The sequence below is a fragment of the Bacillus sp. FSL R5-0443 genome (genome assembly GCF_038608285.1).
Taxonomy (GTDB): Bacteria; Bacillota; Bacilli; order Bacillales; family Bacillaceae; genus Bacillus; species Bacillus velezensis.
Map to the genome: position 1 here is coordinate 2,099,254 of NZ_CP152013.1, position 19,927 is coordinate 2,119,180.

Annotated in this window: 8 protein-coding genes; all 8 read right to left on the reverse strand. The window is 46.9% G+C overall.

What is annotated here, in order from left to right:
* Positions 1-25: 25 nt before the first annotated feature.
* The 8 genes from bamA to bioB all read right to left on the reverse strand — a co-directional run bounded on the left by bamA (position 26) and on the right by bioB (position 19,926).
* Positions 26-11,974 (reverse strand): bacillomycin D hybrid PKS/NRPS BamA, encoded by an 11,949-nt coding sequence (gene bamA / locus NYE28_RS10505; protein WP_342490477.1) that lies wholly within the window; start codon positions 11,972-11,974, stop codon positions 26-28.
* 19 nt (positions 11,975-11,993) lie between these two features.
* Positions 11,994-13,196, reverse strand: coding sequence for a bacillomycin D biosynthesis malonyl-CoA transacylase BamD (gene bamD, locus NYE28_RS10510; RefSeq protein ID WP_342490043.1), 1,203 nt, complete (start codon positions 13,194-13,196; stop codon positions 11,994-11,996).
* Positions 13,197-13,754: 558 nt separating this feature from the next.
* Positions 13,755-14,540 carry a 3-hydroxybutyrate dehydrogenase gene (locus NYE28_RS10515; RefSeq protein ID WP_342490044.1) on the reverse strand — a complete coding sequence of 262 codons (786 nt, stop codon included), beginning with the start codon at positions 14,538-14,540 and terminating at the stop codon, positions 13,755-13,757.
* Between the two features lie 12 nt (positions 14,541-14,552).
* Positions 14,553-15,215 carry a CoA transferase subunit B gene (locus NYE28_RS10520; RefSeq protein ID WP_007410136.1) on the reverse strand — a complete coding sequence of 221 codons (663 nt, stop codon included), beginning with the start codon at positions 15,213-15,215 and terminating at the stop codon, positions 14,553-14,555.
* Positions 15,216-15,232: 17 nt separating this feature from the next.
* Positions 15,233-15,934: a CoA transferase subunit A gene (locus NYE28_RS10525; protein WP_007410135.1), complete on the reverse strand. Its 702-nt coding sequence runs from the start codon at positions 15,932-15,934 to the stop codon at positions 15,233-15,235.
* Positions 15,935-15,958: 24 nt separating this feature from the next.
* The gene (locus NYE28_RS10530) at positions 15,959-17,404 is read right to left on the reverse strand and encodes a GntP family permease (protein ID WP_038463951.1); all 1,446 of its coding nucleotides are present in this window, start codon (positions 17,402-17,404) and stop codon (positions 15,959-15,961) included.
* Positions 17,405-17,708: 304 nt separating this feature from the next.
* Positions 17,709-18,905, reverse strand: coding sequence for a cytochrome P450 (locus NYE28_RS10535; RefSeq protein WP_012117684.1), 1,197 nt, complete (start codon positions 18,903-18,905; stop codon positions 17,709-17,711).
* A 1-nt stretch (position 18,906) separates the two neighbouring features.
* Positions 18,907-19,926, reverse strand: coding sequence for a biotin synthase BioB (gene bioB, locus NYE28_RS10540; protein WP_007410132.1), 1,020 nt, complete (start codon positions 19,924-19,926; stop codon positions 18,907-18,909).
* Between the last annotated feature and the right edge of the window lies 1 nt (position 19,927).

Here is a 19,927-nt window from a genome sequence, read left to right on the forward strand (position 1 = left end):
TATTTTAAAGAAATAATGCTTTTCCCTAAAAGTTCAATTGAATAGAATCAAGCGCGTTCTCTTCTTCCTCATTGCTGCCGCTCAATCCGATATGTTCGATTAGAATGCTTGGCTGTTCCAAAATCGCCGATAGGATGTGTAAGTAGTCGTTTGATAAAACCTCGATTCTGCTTTTCTTAAACAGTTTTTTCGAATATTCAAACAGTCCGTAATAGTTGTCGCGGTCCGCCTGAATCGACAAGGTCAAATCGAATTTGGCAACCGGATGATGAAATGGATACGGCTTGAGTTGAAGGGAATCGAAAGTCAATTCAGCATGATCAAGATTTTGCAGCACAAACATCGTATCGAATAAAGGATTGCGGCTTGAGTCTTTTGGAAGATGCAGATGCTGAATTAATTCTTCAAACGGATAGTCTTGATTTTTATAGGCGTTCAGCATGTTTTCTTTTACTTCATTTAAGTAGGCATCAAATGTTTTACGGCCCGCCGGGTGATTGCGAATGACTAACGTATTGACGAACATTCCCACGACCGGCTCTACATCCAGATGAGTCCGCCCGGCAGATGGCGTTCCTAAGATAATATCTTCTTGTCCGCTGTATTTGGATAAAAGAATCGTATAGGCTGCCAATAAAATCATATACAGTGTTGCTCCTGTGTCTTCTTCCATTTGGCTTAAACGCTGTTTCAAGTGTTCGGGTATAAGAAATTCAAATGATTCGCCTTCGTAATCGCGTATGGCAGGTCGCTCATAATCCGCAGGCATATCTAGTACAGGAATATCACCGTGAAACTGATCCAGCCAATACGCTTCCTGGCTCTTGATGTTCCGTTTCTGAAGGTCCGATTGCTGCCAAACTGCAAAGTCTTTATATTGAATAGAGAGCGGGCCCGGTTCGTTCCCCTCGTAGATTCGGCTTAAATCTTTCATCAGAATATTGACGGACACGCCGTCAGAAATGATATGATGCATATCAACCACAAGCACGTGCCGCGCAGGTTCAATTTCAATCAGTCCGGCCCGCATCAGCGGCGGTTTGGCTAAGTCAAACGCTTTGATGAAATCAAGCACACGGTCTTCCGCTTCTTCTTCGCTTGCTTGAATCCGTTCTATCGTAAAGTCGACGTTCTGATGAATACGCTGTGCCGGCTCGCCTTCATATAAATCAAAGCTGGTCCGCAACGCTTCATGACGCGCGATTAATTTTCGGAAAGCGGCGTTTAACCGTTCGGGATCGATCGTCCCTTCCACATTCATGGCACCCGTCATATTGTAAGTCAGCTCGCCGCCTTCTGTGTGACTTAACAAATACATCCGCCTCTGAGCTGAAGAAACCGGATAATATGGCATTTCCTTTGCAGCCGGAATCGGTACATATCGATTTTTGTCCATGTGTAACGCCTTGTCAGCCAATTGTTCAATGGTAGGAAACTTGAATATGTCTTTGAGAGACAGATTCACATCCAGCTCTTTGTGAATTCTGGCGGCTAAGGCAGCCGCTCGGATGGAGTTGCCTCCGAGATCAAAGAAATTATGTTTGATCCCCGCATGGCTTATTCCGAGCACTTCCTTCCATAAATCTGTCAGTTTGGACTCCGTCTCATTACCCGGCGGAACATATTCAGCTGTCTGCTGCAGACTCGATTCTGGTGCAGGCAGTGCCTTACGGTTTATTTTCCCGTTGGACGTTAACGGCATATGCTCCAGATGGACAAAATAGGACGGAACCATGTAGTCCGGAAGCTTCGATGACAATTGTTCCCTAAGCTGCGCAGCCGCTATAGGCTTGTCGCTTACGTAATACGCGCATAATTGTTTTAAGCCGTCTTTTTCTTCTTTCACTGTAACCGCGGCTTTTTGCACCGCTTCCGCATTATGCATCGCTGCTTCAATTTCACCAAGCTCGATTCGGTGTCCCCTGATTTTGACTTGTTCATCAACGCGCCCAATATATACGAGATTTCCGTCCTTCAATCGCTTAGCCAAATCCCCTGATTTGTACATCTTCGCTCCCGGGACATACGGGTTTTCAACAAATTTCTCTGCCGTTAAATCCGGGCGGTTCCAATACCCTCTGGCAACACCCGGTCCGCTGATATATATTTCGCCGATTACCCCGATGGGAACCAGGTTTCTGCTTGCATCGGCCACATAAATATCCGTGTTGGCAGCCGGAGTGCCGATCGGTACAAATTCCCGCTTGTCCCGTTCTGCGTCGAAGTGATAAATCATACATCCGACGACAGCTTCCGTCGGTCCGTATTCATTGAAAATGTCCAGCCGGCCTTTAAACTGCTCGCTGACACTTTTGGCCAGACGGGTGCTTAAATTTTCTCCGCCGACAATCATTTTCCGTATTGCGGTGCCGCCAGCGATATTCATCTCCTTAATGACGTGCAGATGTGCCGGGGTCAATTTGATCATGTCTATTCTTGAGTCCCGCATAATCTCAGAAAGCACAGCGCTTTTGTTTTCGCTGTCAAAGACAATGATGGTATTTCCCGTAACCAGCGGTGTAAATATCGAGGTCACAGTCAGATCGAAAGAGATGGAAGAGTATAATGGAAAGTTGGTTTTCTCACCTCTTACATAAACCTCTTTCGCCCACCAAATATAATCAGCCAGCCCCTGATGCTCAATGAGTACACCTTTTGGATTTCCCGTCGAACCTGACGTATATATCATATAGGCCAAATCATGCACATCGCTGTCCGATTCAAGATTCGAGTGATCCTCATGGTATGAGTTTTCCTCATCCAAAAGCACAACGTCACCATCATACGGTAATTGATCCAGCAGGCTGCGCTGTGTCAACACAACCTCCGCCCTTGAATCTCTCAGCATATATTGGATCCGATCTTCCGGATATTCAGGATCAATGGGCACGTATGCGCCGCCGGCTTTCAGAACAGCCAAAATTCCGACAATCAGCTCGATCCGATGCGGGCAGATGATGGCAACGAATTGATCCGCTTGTACGCCTTTTGTCCGTAACGTCCGCGCCAATCGGTTCGCCCGTTCATTGAGCTGTCTGTACGTATACCGCTCATTGCCAAAAATAACGGCTTCATGATCGGGACTCTGTTCCGCCTGCATTTCAAACCACCGATATACCGTTTCCTTATGCGGATACGGCGTCTTTGTGCCATTACACTCCGTCAGCAGTTGATGTCGTTCGGTTTCAGACAGCATAGGAACGGAAGACAATGTCACCTCCGGCTGCTCAACAAGGCTGTTTAAAATGGCGGTATAGTGTCTGGTGATCTGTTCAATGGTGTCTTTTGTGAATCGTCCCGGTTTATAATCAAAATGCATCTCTATCTGTTGACCGGCATCTTCGATCGTGAGCATCAAATCATATAAAGAGACCCCTGGATTTCGTTCTTTCACTTTAAATGTACATTCATTGTGCCGGATTTCATGAAATTCAATGTTTTGAAACACAAACATCGTGTTAAACAGAGACTTTCCGGTTGTTTCCCGCTGCACATTTAATTTCTCCACAAGCCGGTCGAATGGATAGTCTTGGTTTTCGAAAGCGTCAAGCGTCTGCCGCTTTACTTCTTCCAGATAATCCGTAAACGTTCTATTGGCGTGCGGCTTCGTCCGGATTCCGATGGTTTGTATGAAAATACCGATGATTTTTTCGATATCCGGATGATTTCTTCCTGAAGCAGGCGTGCCTACGACAATGTCTTCTTGTCCCGTATATTTATGAAGCAGCACATTATAGGCGGCCAGAAGCACTGTATAGAGAGTCGTTTCCGCCTTTTGCGCCAAGTCTTGAAGCGAACGGATGACATCCGGCTGTAAGGAGCATGTCACACGCTGTCCCTCAGAAGACCGTTCTGCCGCTTTGGAACCGTCTGTCGGAAGGTCAAGGATGGGAATTTCGTCTTGAAATTGTTCCAGCCAATATGTCTCCTGCCGCTTCATGGCATCGTCATTCAGCCGTTGGTTTTGCCATTCTGCGAAATCTTTATATTCAAATTCAATGTCCGGTAATGGTTTCTGATGATATAAAGCCAGCAATTCATTTGTAAGGATGTTGACGGAATAACCGTCCGAAATGATATGATGCATATCGATGAGCAGTTCGGCCTGCTCGTTTTCAATCTTGATCAGCTCCGCACGAACTAACGGAGCTTGATCCAGGCGGAACGGTTTTACAAACCGGTCTGAATAGGCATCAAATTCGTCCCGGCTCATTGTCCGGACATGAACGTTAAAATCAACTTCGTTTTCAAGTTTCTGAACGATATCGCCATCTATAATGTCGAAATACGTGCGAAACGCTTCGTGCCGCTGCATCACTTGTTGAAGAGATGAGATCAGGGCTTGCTCATCGTACTTCCCTGTTATTGATATGTGGCCGAACATATTTTGCGCCAGCTGATCCGGTTCCAGTTGGTGCAGGAAATATACTCTTTGCTGTGCCGGCGATGTCGGGTAATACGCTTTTTTCTCGGCAGCCTTCATTGGGAGGTGTACGACTTTCGTTTCGTTCTGAATGAAACGTGCTAATTCCTTAACAGTCTGGTGATTGAAAAATTGTCCGATGGAAACCTTTTGTTGAAATGTCTTCTGAACTTTGGAAAGCATAAGCGTCGCCTGGAGTGAGTTTCCTCCCAGAGCCAGGAAGCGATCTGATCTGCCAACCCGTTCAAGGCCGAAAAGTTCCTCCCAAATCCGCGCCAGCTGCCGCTCCGTTTCATTTACCGGCGCCTCATAGGATTCAGTAAAATTTGCCGTATTGCTTCCTATTGAAGAGACCCGCTTCTGGTGTTCGGCGTAAAGTGCTTGTAAAGCATGCTGTTCTTCATCGGAAAACATTATCATGGCGTTAAGAGGGATTGAATCTCCCTCAACCATTTTTTGCAGCAATTTTGTAAAACCCGCTCCCCACTTTTTCATGATTTCCGGACTGATGACGTTCGTATTAAAGTCGAAATCAAGAACATATTCTTGATGCGCGTCAGTTATGTTAAGAAATAAATCGTACAGGGTGCATTTTACCGGGTATGCAACGGGCTCCGCGTCCGCCTTTCCGAAATGCAGCTTTCGAAAAGGCCTGTCTAAATTAAAGATAATACGCATATCCGGCACTTGATCGTGCGGAAGCTCTCTGGCCACCAGTGTCATCGGGACGGCTTGGTGCCGCATTGCAAGATTCACGCTTTCTTTCATACTGCCAAGATAACCGGATAAAGTGCTTTCTGAAGAAGACGTGTTCTTCACCGGAATCATATTGACGCAATTTCCAATCAGATCATGCTGTTTCATATGCGATTGACCTGCTGCGGGGACCCCGATCACAAGGCCTGACTGTTTGGTAAGCCGGTGCAGAAAAAGATGAAATGCACCCAGCATCGTCACAAATACGCTATTTTTCATCTGAATGCTTAATGACCTTAAAGCCTCGCTCAATGGCCGTCCAAGCCTGACGGTACACCGGTCTCCCTCATACCCGTTCGGATAACGGACAGAAGCTGTGCTCGGCAGAATTGGCTGCTGTATCGGTTCAGAGAAATGACGCCGCCAATAACGGACCCCTTCTTCATACTGGCCGCTGTCAATCTGTGCCTGCTGCCAGTCTAAGTATTGGCGAAACGAAACATCTGCCTCTTTCGGTGAAATCGGTTTTCCTTGTACGATTGCCGCGTAGTTGCTCTCCAGTTCTTGAACAAAAACGGCGATTGACCATCCATCGGCAATGATGTGATGGAACGTGAGCACAATCAGATGTTCATTGTGAGCCGATGTAAGCACATGGATTCTAAACAAAGGCTTTTGTTCATGGAAATGAAACGGCCGCTTGGCATCTTCTGTCAGCCATTTTTGGATTTCCGGCTCCCGATGTTCATGCGGGAGACCGGTAAAATCAATGACAGGTATATCTATATTCATCCGTTCCTGCACTTGCTGCACCTCGTCATCGGGATGAATCACCGTACGTAAAGCTTCATGACGGTCAACGATATGCCGGACGGCTTGTTTTAATGGTGTATGCTGCAGTTCGCCCTTCACTTTCAGCATAATGGACTGGTTTAAAGCGGCGGAAGCTTCATTCCCGTAATGGGATGCCATAACCAACTGCTTTTGTTCAGGTGAAAGCTCGCGCGTCCCGGACTTTTTACGGCCTCCGCCATCAGGGGAATCCGGGCCTTCCGGAATAAATCCGCCTCGGCGAAGATCCTCCACCGTGTCTTTCACCGCTTGAATAATATTTTCGATATCATCCGCGGTATGCGCCGAAGACAAGAAGCAGTTGCGTCCCTCCCATACATAGACCCCTTTATAGTTGAGATGGTAAAAGAACAAGTCATTATCAAGCGATGAGACAAACCGGAATAAAGAACCGAATCGAACCATGCGGATAGGCACTTGCGCTTGTTCGAAGCAGCGATTCAGCTCATCGACCAGGTAGGCTGTTTTTTGATTAAGTTGCTCATACAGATGTTCTCCTTCGGTTTGTAAATGGCGAAGGACGGCTAATGACATCCTCATGGTAAGCGGGTGAGTATTGAAGGTGCCGGCCACAAACGTGCGTTTCGCCTCGTCTTGCGGGTAGGAATCGTCCCCATACTGCCAGGTACCCCCGTCGATCGCATTCATGAACTCAGCTTTTCCGGCAACTACCCCTAACGGCTGTCCGCCGCCGATGATTTTTCCGTAGGTCACTAAATCAGCCTGAATGCCGAACCATTCCTGTGCGCCGCCGAGACCGATCCGAAATCCGGTAATAATTTCATCCATAATCAGAGCTGTTCCGGATTGCTGCGTGATCGCCCGCAATTCTTTCAAAAATGCCCGCGGCTGCAAATCCGGTCTGCGGCTTTGTACCGGTTCTACCAGTACGGCTGCCAATTCATCACCAAGACTGCGGATCACGTCCAGCGAATCGGGATTGTTGTAATGTAAAATAATCAAATCATCCATAAAGCTCTGCGGTATGCCCGGAGCCAGCGGATTCGCAGACGCAGCCCCGCCTTTTGTGCCGGCTACCCCTAATACGCCGTCAAACGTGCCGTGATAAGATCCCGAGAACGCCACGACTTTCTTTCTTCCTGTTGCCGCCCGCGCCAAACGCAGGGCAACCATGACGGCCTCTGTTCCGGAATTATAGAAAGCGACCCTTTCCACTCCGGTACATGTGCGGATCCGGTCGGCAACTTCACCGGCGACATCTGACATCGGGCCGAGCGGAGGCAATGATGAACGGGTTGAATCATCGATAACCTGTGTAATAAAGGAAGGATGATGCCCGAACAGGTTAACCCCGAATCCCATGGTGATATCGATATATTCATTTCCGTCAATATCCCACATTTTAGAACCGTCAGAACGTTCGGCGATAATCGGGTATACGATTTCCTTCCAATACGAACGGAAGCTGGACAAATTGCGGTTGTTTGCATGAGCAAATCGGGTGTTGTCCGTATATTGTTTGGAACCTTTCGTTTTATCGGCGTATTTCTTGATGAAATCTTCTAAGTATTGTTTTTGCCGTGCGGTATAGTGTCCTTGATCATTCAGGTTCTGAGGCTGGAAAGGAACATAGGGTTTCGCTTCTTGAGCCGCTTTCTTTTCTGCAGTGACGGTCGGAGGCCCCTGCTTGACAGAAGGAATTGATTTCTCTTGCGCTTTAGCGTATTCTTTCTCATCAGAATGATGTCCGCTGTTTCTCAACAAATTAAAGCTATTTAATTGAGCTTGCAAGGTATCCTGAATTAATTGATTCTGAGAAGCGATTATTTTTTCGAGCGTATGCTCTTGATGACCATCTCTGCGATCCGATTCAGGCTGCGCTTCTAAAATGACCTGTTTTTCCTGCGCCGGAACATTCTCTTGAGGCGGAGCGGATGCAAAGGACGATGGAACGGTATCAGCCAAGTAATCTATGACATTTTGAAGGTTGGTCAACGTATCAAAAAAACGATCCATCGGGATATCTGCCCCAAATTCGTCCGCGATGGCTTTTTTGACCTGTGACAGCATGATAGAATCCATTCCGAGCCCGATAAAATGAGCATTCAGATCGAGTTCCTCCGCTCTGATCCCTGAAGCGTTGCTGATTACAGTTTTCAGGAAGGATTCAATGTGCGCTTTCGATTGATTGATATTCAATGCTGCTCCTCCTTTCTTTTCGCCCTCGTTTAAGCGCAATTGGTCAGCTTCAGCCCAGCATCGGCTCCGTTCAAACGGATACAGGGGCAATGGCGTCTTTTGTACAGTTTCACCGGAATAAAGCGCGCGCCAATCGATAACGGCTCCTTGCACAAATAATTCGGCTGCGCGATGCAGCCATGTAATCCGTTCATCTTGCGTACGTAAACGCTGCTTAATCAGAGCGGCTGCTTGTTGATTCAGCTCTTCTTTATGAGCAGGCAGCATTTCCTTCATATTCTTGTAACCGATGTATACACCGGGAAGGTTTCTGTCTCCCTGAATCAGGCGGGTCAGCTTATCCGATAGTTCTTGTTTACCGGATACAATCATGGCAATGCCATGATCCAAATGAGCCCTGCCCGTACTTGCTGTATAGCAAATGGACTTTAATGAAGCTTGGCTGTCATCCGATACATATTGCCGGTACTGCTGTGCGAGTTCATAGAGTGATTTTTCAGTATGAGCGGATAAAACAAACAGGTGCGGCCCATGTTCATCCTCGGGTGCATACTCACTTTGAGAAATATATTCTTCCAGTACCACATGAGCGTTCGTTCCGCTAAAACCGAATGAGCTGACTCCGCCTCGCAGCGGCTCATCACCGGATGTGAACGCTGCAGCTTCCTGGTTTACGTAAAATGGTGAAGAGTGAAAATGAATGAGCGGATTAGGTTCATTAAAGTGCGCTAACGGCGGATTTTTCTTGTGATTCAGCATGAGGACAGATTTGATCAGCCCGACGATGCCTGCCGCTTCAAACAAATGACCGATGTTCGATTTAACAGAACCAATCGCACAAAATTGTTTTTTTGCCGTATACTTTTCAAACGCTTTACAAAGCCCGTTAAATTCAACCGGATCGCCGAGCTTCGTTCCGGTGCCATGCGCTTCAATGAAAGACAGTGTTTCAGGAGCAATGCCCGCGTCTTTCCAAGCCGTCTCAATGACTTCAGTCTGAGCTGCCGGATTCGGTGCTGTAATCCCGGCGGTTGTTCCGTCTTGATTCAGCGCGCTTCCCTTGATTACGCCGTAAATATGGTCTCCGTCGCGAACAGCATCCTGCAAAGGTTTTAGCAAGACTGCGGCCGCGCCTTCACCTGTGCCCGTGCCGTCTGAATCTTTGCTGAACGTTTTCGTGTACCCGTCCGAAGATTCCATATCAAGCCCGATACAGATCGGCAAGAGCGATGTCCGGATACCGCCGGCAAGAGCCATTTCACAATCGCCGGATATTAAAGATTTGCATGCCATATGAACGGCGGCAAGCGATGAGGAGCATGCCGTATCCACTGTGACCGCCGGCCCTTTTAAATTTAAGAAATAAGCGATTCGGCTGGCTAGCACGGAAGGGAGATTGCCTACGATATATTGATGAAGTTCCTCCGGATAATTCGCAGAAAGGAGACGTTCATAATCGTAGCCCACCTTCGAGTACCCCGCATATACCCCGACACGGCTCCCGTTCATGCTGCCGCCGGCATAGCCCGCATCTTCAATCGCATGCCATGCAGACTGCAAAAACAGTCTTTGGTTAGGGTCCATAAACTGAGCCGTTTTAGGAGCTAAACCGAAGAACGAGTAATCAAAGCGGTCGATTTCATCTAAATAGCCGCCCTTCACAAACTGACTCTCATTGAACACGCTTTGGATGGACTTTAAATAATCCGCCGCATCTTTCAGCCGGGATTCGGGGTATTCTCGAATGCTGTGCTCACCTTTTTCAAGCAGATTCCAAAAATCACTTTTCGTTGACGCTCCCGGGACATTGAGCGACATCCCGATAATGGCGATATCTTTCGGTGTCACATGGCTTGGTTTCGCGGCCGCGTCCTGCTTGATTTCAGCCCGGCTTTCAGACAGATATGCCGCTAAATCAGTAATAGAAGGATACGTAAAGAGATCTGAAACGGCAAGCTCGCGTCCGAATTTCTGTTCTATGCGCTCGGCAATCTGCGATAACTGTAATGAATTTGCTCCCATATCAAAATAACTGTCAGCGAGGTGAACCTTTTTCCCGTTGAGCACATCGGAAAAGATAGACAGCAATTCCGTTTCTATCTCATGAATGGGTGTCTGTCCGGATGTTTCCGGACTGCTCTCCAAACATTCATTGATGGCGGCAGACTCTGTTGAAAAATTCCCTGCCTCATACTGTCTGGCAAGTTCGTAGCGTTTAACCTTTCCGCTGGTTGTTTTAGGGAGTTTTCGGATCGGAAGGACTTCTTTTATGCTCCAGCCGCCCCGCTTGTACAAATGTTTTTTTATCTCTTTGACAAGCGGTGCGAATTTTTCAGGTGATTTTTTGTAAACAACAAAGAGCACAATTTCTCCGCTTTGCGTCTTTTGATCATATACACCGCAGGCGGCAACCCTTCCTAAGTCAACCTCTTCCATTTCAATCGCGACCCGTTCAATATCGTGCGGGTAGATATTTTTTCCGTTCACGAAAATAATGTCCTTTTCTCTTCCGGTTACGACTAAGTTACCACTTTCACTAATGAATCCGAGGTCTCCCGTTTTTACCCAGCCGTCAGAAGTCAGCGCTTTTTCCGTACTCTCTGGGTTGTTATAATACCCTTGCGTCACATTGTCTCCTTTGATCTGGATATGGCCGATGATTCCGTCTTCTACTCTTTCATTTGTTTCATCGGAGATCCGAAGCTGACAATAGTCAATAGGTTGTCCCACCTCGACGAATGAAGCGCAATTTTGGTCCTCTTTGCTGACTTTTACAGCTCTTTCACCAAGATTTAAATAGTCACGATGCAAATAAACGGGAACGAATTCTTCACCTAATTTAGAGAATGCTGCGCCGACCGACGCTTCCGCTAAACCGTAAACATTCAAAATGGCGGATCTTTTCAGATTGAATGCTGCGCATCTTTTCAAAAATTCGTCACACAGCTCCGGCAATATCGGTTCTGCACCGTTTGCGATGACCTTGATGTGGGATAAATCCCAGTCTGGTTCGTTTTTCAGAAATTTAAGGAAGTAGTTGTACCCGAAATTAGGAGATGATAGAATACTGGCTTTATGTTCATGAGCTTTTTTCATCCAAAGAATAGGTCTGCGAATAAATAACTCTGTAGGCATCAGATTTTGATTGATTCCGGTTATGAAGGGAACAAGGTGGCAGGCGATGAGCCCCATATCATGCGTTAAGGGCATCCATGATAAGAAAGAGTCTTTCGAATGAACGTGTAGGGCAGTGCCAATGGCACACGTGTTATGTATTAAGTTGTGATGCGTTAACATGACTCCTTTTGGATCTCCTGTCGATCCTGAAGAAAATTGGATAAAGGCGAGTTCATCCGCATCAGGTTCATAAAATGAAGCGGGGTAATCGTAGGTTTGATCTTGAATGACGTCAGATTTTTCGTTTAATTGATGATGGAAATTCTGTAAATCGTGTTCTGCAGCGTATTTCTTTATTTTGTCCAATACTTTTTCAGAGGCAATCAGAAACGGATGATTTAATATATTCCAAATGCGCCAGACCTTCAGTTTATGGTCATCATCTTCTCCGATACTGACCGGAACCGGGATCATTCCTCCTAATATACAAGCCCAAAAAGCAACGACAAATGATTTGTTTTCTTGGATTTGAAATACAATTTCCTGCTTCGGCTTAATGCCGAGATGCTGTAAATAGCCAAGATACCCTTGCGCCTCTTCAAACAATTGGCGATAAGAGACAACCGTCTCGTTTTTATCGGATTCGATAAAACGGATCCCGCGATCAGAGATATTGCTTCTTTCCCGAATGACATCTACTAAGGTTTGGAATTGACTGGTATACATAGGTTCCCTCCTGGGCGCTTTATTTTAAAATCCGCAATTCTTCCCAATCCGGAAGCTGTTTAGCCTCGAAAATTAATTTGCATAAATGGATCGAATGTTCGAGCTCTTGTTCTGAGAGCTCATTTTCATGTCTTTCCATTCTCTCTTTCAGCTCTTGGATTTGCGTAAATAATGGCATCGTCATATTGGAATAAGCCGCTGAATCCTTGTTGTAATTTCGCGCAATGACGGATTGAATCATCAATTTATTCAGTTGTTTTTTGCGTAAACGGACAATATGTTTCTTTCTTTCCGCTGGATTGGAAAGCAAGTGAACATCAGATGTCTGTCCTAAGGGATAAGGTACAATGTGATTCGTTGTTTTTCTCAGCAGACCGGCTAAGACATTGTTCGGACCCATTTCGATGACTTCTGTGACTCCGTGTAAAAGCAAGTAATGCATCGATTCCGTCCATCTTACCGGCATCGTTATGTGCTGCTTGAGATGTTCGCTGATCGAATTTCCGCTGCTGTAAGGGCGCGCGGTGACATTTGAAATGATCGGCCATGCGGCATCCCGGAAGGAATACCGGTGTAAAACAGTCTGGAATTGTTCGGAGGCTGATCGTATCATCGAACTGTGAAAAGGCGCACTGACATTCAAATAAGTGTATGCCGCACCCTTTTCCTCCGCCATCTTGATGACACGTTCCACAGCTTGCCGGTGTCCGGAAATCACATGCTGCTGTTCTGAATTCATGCAGGCTACACCTGCCGGAAAGTCTTCCGTCGATACTTTCGAACATATTTCCTGCAACGTTTGGAGAGAGAGCTGTGTCACGGCGGCCATCGTCCCCTGCTGCTGGGGATCCGCATTTTGCATAAGAATTCCCCGCTCCCTTACAAGTGTAACGGCATCCTGAAAAGAAAGGGCGCCGGCACAGACAAGCGCTGAATATTCGCCTAAGCTATGGCCTGCCAGGAAGCGGGGCTCCACCCCTATTTCCTGCATATACACTTGAAAAGCAATCACACTGACCGTTAAAATAGCGGGCTGCGCGTTCATTGTCTTTGTCAATTCATTCATATCTCCGTTAAAACACAGTTTTTTTACATCCAAGGAGATCGCATCGCTCGCTTCTTCAAACAATCTCTTTGCGAGCACAAAATCATTCCAAAATTGTTTGCCCATTCCTACAAATTGAGACCCTTGTCCAGGAAATAAAAAGGCAAGATTGTTCATGAGATTCCTCCGATCATATTGAACAGGGGATACAATATCCTACAAAATATCCCTTTATCTAACATCCTAGCATGATTATAACAAATGTGTATAGAATACTTTCGGAGGAGTTATTGTTCGTTTTCACAAACGAATTAGATATATTTATTCATAAAATAAAACATGGGGGTTTCGCCGAAAATCAGTCTTAAAGAGAGATGATGAAAGCCGGGGTGGAGCCTGTTACCGGCTCTTCTTCACTTCGGACGCGCTCTTCATGTTTCATATGTTTTAGGGCTATTGGCATTATTGTGTCAGAAATTACATATTTTCTGTTTATTGTAAAAATTCATTTGTATATCTGTGAAGGATTGTAAACTGATTGCGCTTAATTATAAATGCGGCGCAGAAATGGATCTGGATGGGGAAAATCCGCAAGGACGAAATACGCCGCAGAACATGCGAATGACCCTGCCCGGATACCGATTGACGCAGTAAATCGGCCTATTGAGTGAACAAGGTTTTCAGGCATAAAAAAACAGCCGTTCAGAGCGGCTGTTTTTTTAAAAAGTATAAGAACTATTGAGCGGTATACCCGCCATCCATGACTACGGCCTGACCTGTGACCCCTTTTGCTTTGTCGCTGGCCAAAAATACGGCGTAATCAGCAATTTCCTTCACTGACAGCAGCCGTTTTTGGGGAACGAGCGGAAAGATGACGTCCTCAAGCACCCGCTCGTACGGTACATTCCTTGTTGCGGAAATGTCCTTTAACTGATTGCGGACAAGCTGAGTGTCCACATATCCCGGACAAAGCGCATTGACGGTAATGCCGTCAGCCGCGCCTTCAAGTGCGCCGACTTTCGTTAAACCGATGACGCCGTGCTTGGCGCTGTTATATGCCGCTTTCCCGTGAAAACCGATCAGCCCGTTGACAGACGCCATATTAATGATTCGACCGAATTGCTGTTTTTTCATAATGGGGAATGCATGCTTCATTGCGATAAATGGCGCAGTCAGCATGAGACGAATGAGCCGTTCAAACTGTTCGGTGGGAAATTCCTCGATGGGCGCGACATGCTGAATGCCCGCATTATTCACAAGGATATCGAGGCGCCCGAATTGTTTCTCGACCGTCTGCAGCATGTCGGCCACTTGCTTTTCATTTGTTACATCGCATGTGATGCTGACTGCTTCACAGCCTTCATCTTTCAGTCTTGCCGCCGCTTCTTTCCCCGCTTGTTCGTTTACATCAGAGATGATGACGGCTGCTCCTTCACGGGCGAATTCTCTTGCAATTTCAAGCCCGATTCCTCCGGCTGCTCCTGTTACAACGGCTGCTTTTTCAATAAGCAATGAATGCATGACGGCACCTCCTTATTTTGGTCTGACCCCGTTTTTTAACGACTGGCTGACAGTAAAATGACCTTCTGTTTTCTCAAAGACCTCCTCCATTGTTACACCTTCCTGCAGTTCGGTGAGCGTCATACGGCCATCATGAAAATCGAATACAGCCAAATCTGTGATCAGCCGATCGACCACCTGCCTGCCGGTTAAAGGCAGCGTACATTCCGTTCTCACTTTAGATTCCCCATATTTATTAACGTGCTCCATAATGACAATAATCCGTTTTGCTCCGTGAACTAGGTCCATTGCGCCGCCCATTCCTTTGATCATTTTTCCGGGGATCATCCAGTTCGCCAAATCTCCCCGTTCGGACACTTCCATCCCGCCGAGGATCGCTACATCAATGTGGCCGCCGCGAATCATGGCAAAGGATTCGGCACTGTCAAAATACGAGGCTCCCTTTACTTCGGTGATGGTTTCTTTTCCCGCGTTGATCAGATCGGGGTCCTCCGTTCCTTCCGCCGGATAAGGCCCGATCCCGAGCAAGCCGTTTTCAGACTGAAGCAGGACGTTATAATCATTCGGTATCTCATTGGCTACAAGCGTCGGCATCCCTATCCCCAAGTTCACATTCATTCCGTCCTTAATTTCCTTTACAGCCCGTTTGATCATTCGTTTTCTGCTATCTCTCATTCTGTCAGCCTCCTTTATCATGCTTGACGGACGGTGCGGCGTTCAATCCGTTTTTCATGAATCCCGCCGAGCAGCACGTGCTGCACAAAAATACCCGGCGTATGAATTTGATCCGGATCAAGCTCTCCGGCATCGACGATTTCTTCAGCCTCTGCAATCGTCACTTTGCCTGCCATTGCAGCGAGCGGATTGAAATTTCTCGCCGTCTTTCTGAACATCAGGTTGCCCAGAGGATCGGCTTTCCAGGCCTTTACGATGGCGGCGTTCCCTGTAATCCCTTTCTCCAGAAGATAGGTGCGTCCGTCAAATGTCTTATGTTCTTTTCCCTCGGCTACTGATGTTCCGACGCCCGCAGGTGTGTAAAACGCCGGAATGCCCGCCCCTCCCGCGCGAATTCTTTCTGCGAGCGTTCCTTGGGGCACCAATTCGACTTCCAGCTCCCCGCTTAAAAACTGCCGTTCAAAGGTTTTGTTTTCTCCCACATAGGATGCGACCATTTTTTTGATCTGCCGGTTTGCAAGCAAGAGGCCTAACCCCCAATCATCAACACCGCAGTTATTACTGACAACGGTCAAGTTTTTTACGCCGCTGTCCCTGATCGCGAGAATTAATTGTTCCGGAATGCCGCACAGGCCGAAGCCTCCTGCGATGAGGGTGTCTCCGTCCTTGATCAGTGCAGCAGCATCTTGATAAGAGTCCATCACTTTTCCTTTTCCCATATTCGTTTCCCCTTTCTGTTTTGGCTACACAAGGCCCGTCAGACTGTAAATGGCGATGATGACAAACACAGCGGCTGTTTTAATGACGGTAATGGCAAAGATATCCCTGTAGGATTGGCGGTGGGTCAACCCGGTGACCGCGAGCAGCGTAATGACGGCGCCATTATGCGGAAGAGTGTCCATCCCGCCGGAGGCCATCGAGATCACCCGGTGCATGACCTCCGGCGGGATGTGGAATGTATTGATTGCTTCTGTATACGCTGCTGACATCGTGCTTAAAGCGATGCCCATTCCTCCTGATGCCGATCCTGTAATCCCGGCAAGCGCAGTGGTCGTCACCGCTCCGTTGACGAGCGGATCAGTAAACGTCTGCGATATGCCGCTGCTGACCATTTTAAAGCCGGGAAGCGCCGCAATGATGCCGCCAAATCCGTATTCGGCTCCTGTATTCATTGACGCCAGCAAGGCACCCCCGATACCCTCATTCAGTCCTTCTTTCAAATTGAAGAGGACTTTTTTCCAATCGAACAAAATCGTGGTCATGATTCCGATGAACAGTGCGAGTTCTACTGACCAGATCGCAGTGACGGAGGAAAGGTCAATCTTCCCGAACGCTTCTAAGCCGAGCGGCGCAAAATCAAATCCGTCAGGGTACCAATGCGGGAGCCACATCGTGAAGCATTTGTTCATGACCCCCACAAGGATAAGCGGAACAAAGGCGAGAACTTGCCGCGCGGGGCTGGGTTCTGCCTCCTGCGGTAAAACAGGCGTATGTGTTTCATTAGCCAGACCTGAGGATTCCTCTGCAGCGGAAACTTCAGATTGAAATCCAGCATAGCCTTCTCCGGCATTAGCCGCTTTTTTGCGCCGGGATTCTAAATAAATCATTCCGGCCGTAAGCACAAATGCTGCACCAATCAGTCCGAGCCAGGGAGCGGCATAAATGTTTGTTTTAAAAAAAGCGGTCGGAATGACATTTTGAATTTGCGGTGTGCCGGGAAGCGCATCCATTGTAAATGTAAAGGCGCCCAATGCAATCGTACCGGGTATCAGACGCTTGGGAATATCAGCTTTAATAAATAGGTTTTTAGCAAACGGATAAATGGCAAACACCGCTACGAAGAGACTGACGCCGCTGTACGTTAAAATCGCACCCATTAAGACGATGGCGAGAATGGCTCTTTTTGCTCCCACAAGCTTGACGATTGTTTTTGCAATCGACTCGGCGAGCCCGGATATTTCAACAACCTTGCCAAAAACGGCCCCTAAAAGAAATACGGGAAAATACAGCTTAATAAATCCTACCATCTTCTCCATAAATATATTCGAGAAGAAAGGAAGTACGAAGCTTGGATCTGTCAGGAGCACGGCAAACAGCGCACAAATCGGGGCGAATAAAATGACTGAAAAGCCCCGGTAAGCCGCAAACATCAGCATGCCTAATGCCAATAAAATAATAACAATGTCCACAAATCCCCCTCTTTTCTGCTTAATATTAGTAAGCGCTTACAAAAAATCGAGAAAATAAAGCAAAAAACATGCCGGTTTTGCACAGTTTCTAAGGCTGAAAAAATGTGCATCATGATGAATGTTCCGTTTTGGCGAAAGAAAGGGAGACTCTTGCTGTATTAGATTGATTGGCTGAGCAGTGAGTTTTTTTAGGGATAGTGAGATGGATCAGAGAGGATTTTTGCTTTATAAATATGTATTCTTTTTTCTTTCATTTATTTCCTGCAAGAGGAACCGATAAAATCCGGCCCTCCTGCATGGTCATTCAGCCAATGACAACCGGGAGCTCTTTGAGCGACCTAAAACCAATGAGCTTGCGGTATTCAAGGCGGTGTGCAGCCAGCCGAAGCTTAGGCATCCGCTCAAACAGTGTGAGAATTGCAATTTGTGCTTCGATGCGCGCTAATGAGGAGCCTATGCAAAAATGGGCGTTCCTTCCGAATGCAAGATGCGGATTCGGTTTTCTTTGGATATCCATTTTGTGAGGTTGATCGAATATGCTTGGATCGCGATTGGCTGCCCCTAAAAGGATATATACCTGCTCTCCTTTTTTTATGGTCTTCCCATTTATTTCGCAGTCTTCTGAGGCGGTGCGTGCCGTCAGCTGCGCGGGGCTGTCGTAGCGCAGACATTCCTCAACTGCAGTTTCAATAAGCGAGGGGTTTTCTCTCAGTGCGCTAAGCTGTTCAGGGTGTTTCAATAAAGTAAACACACCGTTGCTTATGAGGTTTACCGTCGTCTCGTGTCCGGCTATGACAAGTAAGATACATGTCGCGAGCACTTCCTCTTTTGAAAGCTGTTCCTCCATAATAAACCTGCTGATCAAGTCTTGTTGAGGGTGCGCTTCCCGCTTGTGAATCAAATCTCTGAAATATGACGTCAGCCTGCCTGCGGTGTCGCTTGCTCTGACTAACGTCTTTCTTGATCGGGTAAGATCAATGGCCTGAATGACGTCTGCCGTCCATTGTCTGAATTGATATCTCTCCTCTTTCGGCACTCCGAGTATCTCCGCAATGATAAGGCTTGCCAATGGAAAGGCAAACTCTGAAACAAGGTCCGCGGTTTTTTTGATTTGGACTTGATCCAACAAGTCATGAACCGTTTCTTTTATACAAGGGCGAAGTGATTCCGCCGTCTTTGCGGTAAATTCTTTACCGATAAGCATCCGCATCCGCTTATGGTCTGATTGATTTTTAAATAACAGCATATCGTGCTGGATATGCGATAGATTTTGATATTTCGTTGAAGCTTCTGGAAGAGGAATGCGGTTTTTAAACCGAATGTCTTTCAGAATCGCTGCCGCTTCTTTGTACCCGGTGACATACCAGCCCGGATATTTTAATACGGTTCCTTTATAAACAGGATCAATGGATCGCAGTTTGTCATAAAACGGGTAAGGGTCATTCCAAAAACCCGAATCCGCATGGAGAGACGGATGTGCAATCGATAGGTCCGCCGTCATCTTATACCTCCGTATTGCAGGCGGATTGCAGGCCGGCTTTCATTTCTTCAACGGATTCGACTTCAAAACCTAAATCATGGAGCATTTGATGATCCTCTGTTTCTTGCTGCCCTGCTGTCGTTAAGTAATCTCCGACGAAAATCGAATTTGCGGCGTAAAGTCCCAGCGGCTGCAGCGAACGAAGGTTGACTTCCCGGCCTCCTGAGATACGGATTTCTTTTGACGGATTGATAAAACGGAACAAGGCGAGCACTTTCAGGCAATACACCGGATGTAATTCGCTTACCCCTTCTAACGGAGTTCCGTCAATCGCATGCAGAAAATTAACCGGGATGCTGTCGGCGTCAAGCGCTTTTAAGCTGTTCGCCATATCAATGACGTCCTGTTTCGTCTCTTTCATGCCGACGATGACACCAGAACAAGGTGACATCCCCGATTGTTTCGCCGTTTCCACTGTATTGACCCTGTCGTCATACGTGTGGGAGGTCGTAATGTTTGAGTGATTTCTTTGTGATGTATTGATGTTATGATTGTACCGGTCTACTCCTGCCTGTTTCAGCCGCTCTGCCTGTTCCGGCTTCAGCAGACCGAGGCATGCGCAGATTTTTAAACCGTACGTTTCTTTAATTTCTTTGACAGCATCAACAACTTGATCCACTTCTCTGTTTGACGGTCCCCGGCCGCTGGCGACGATACAGTATGTCCCTATATTCAGGTCGTGGGCGCGTTTTGCCCCTTTAAGCAATATATGCTTATCCACCATCCGGTAAGACTCAATCGGCGCTTTTGATATTGAAGATTGTGAACAGTACCCGCAATTTTCCGGACACAGGCCTGATTTTGCATTCATAATCATATTCAGCTTTACTTTTTTTCCGTAAAATCGTTTTCTGATATGAAAAGCGGCATGCATCAGCAATAAAAGATCCTCATCAGGACAATTTAAAATGGCCAGCGCTTCTTGATTCGTTACTTCCGCCCCGTCCAGCACTCTCTCTGCAAGATCCATCCATTGATTCATG

What these genes read in the sequence shown, in the direction of transcription:
- bamA (WP_342490477.1), bottom strand. Translation starts at nt 11,974, where the DNA reads ATGTATACCAGTCAATTCCAAACCTTAGTAGATGTCATTCGGGAAAGA.
- bioB (WP_007410132.1), bottom strand. Translation starts at nt 19,926, where the DNA reads ATGAATCAATGGATGGATCTTGCAGAGAGAGTGCTGGACGGGGCGGAA.
- NYE28_RS10525 (WP_007410135.1), bottom strand. Translation starts at nt 15,934, where the DNA reads ATGGGAAAAGGAAAAGTGATGGACTCTTATCAAGATGCTGCTGCACTG.
- NYE28_RS10535 (WP_012117684.1), bottom strand. Translation starts at nt 18,905, where the DNA reads ATGACGGCGGACCTATCGATTGCACATCCGTCTCTCCATGCGGATTCG.
- bamD (WP_342490043.1), bottom strand. Translation starts at nt 13,196, where the DNA reads ATGAACAATCTTGCCTTTTTATTTCCTGGACAAGGGTCTCAATTTGTA.
- NYE28_RS10515 (WP_342490044.1), bottom strand. Translation starts at nt 14,540, where the DNA reads ATGCATTCATTGCTTATTGAAAAAGCAGCCGTTGTAACAGGAGCAGCC.
- NYE28_RS10520 (WP_007410136.1), bottom strand. Translation starts at nt 15,215, where the DNA reads ATGAGAGATAGCAGAAAACGAATGATCAAACGGGCTGTAAAGGAAATT.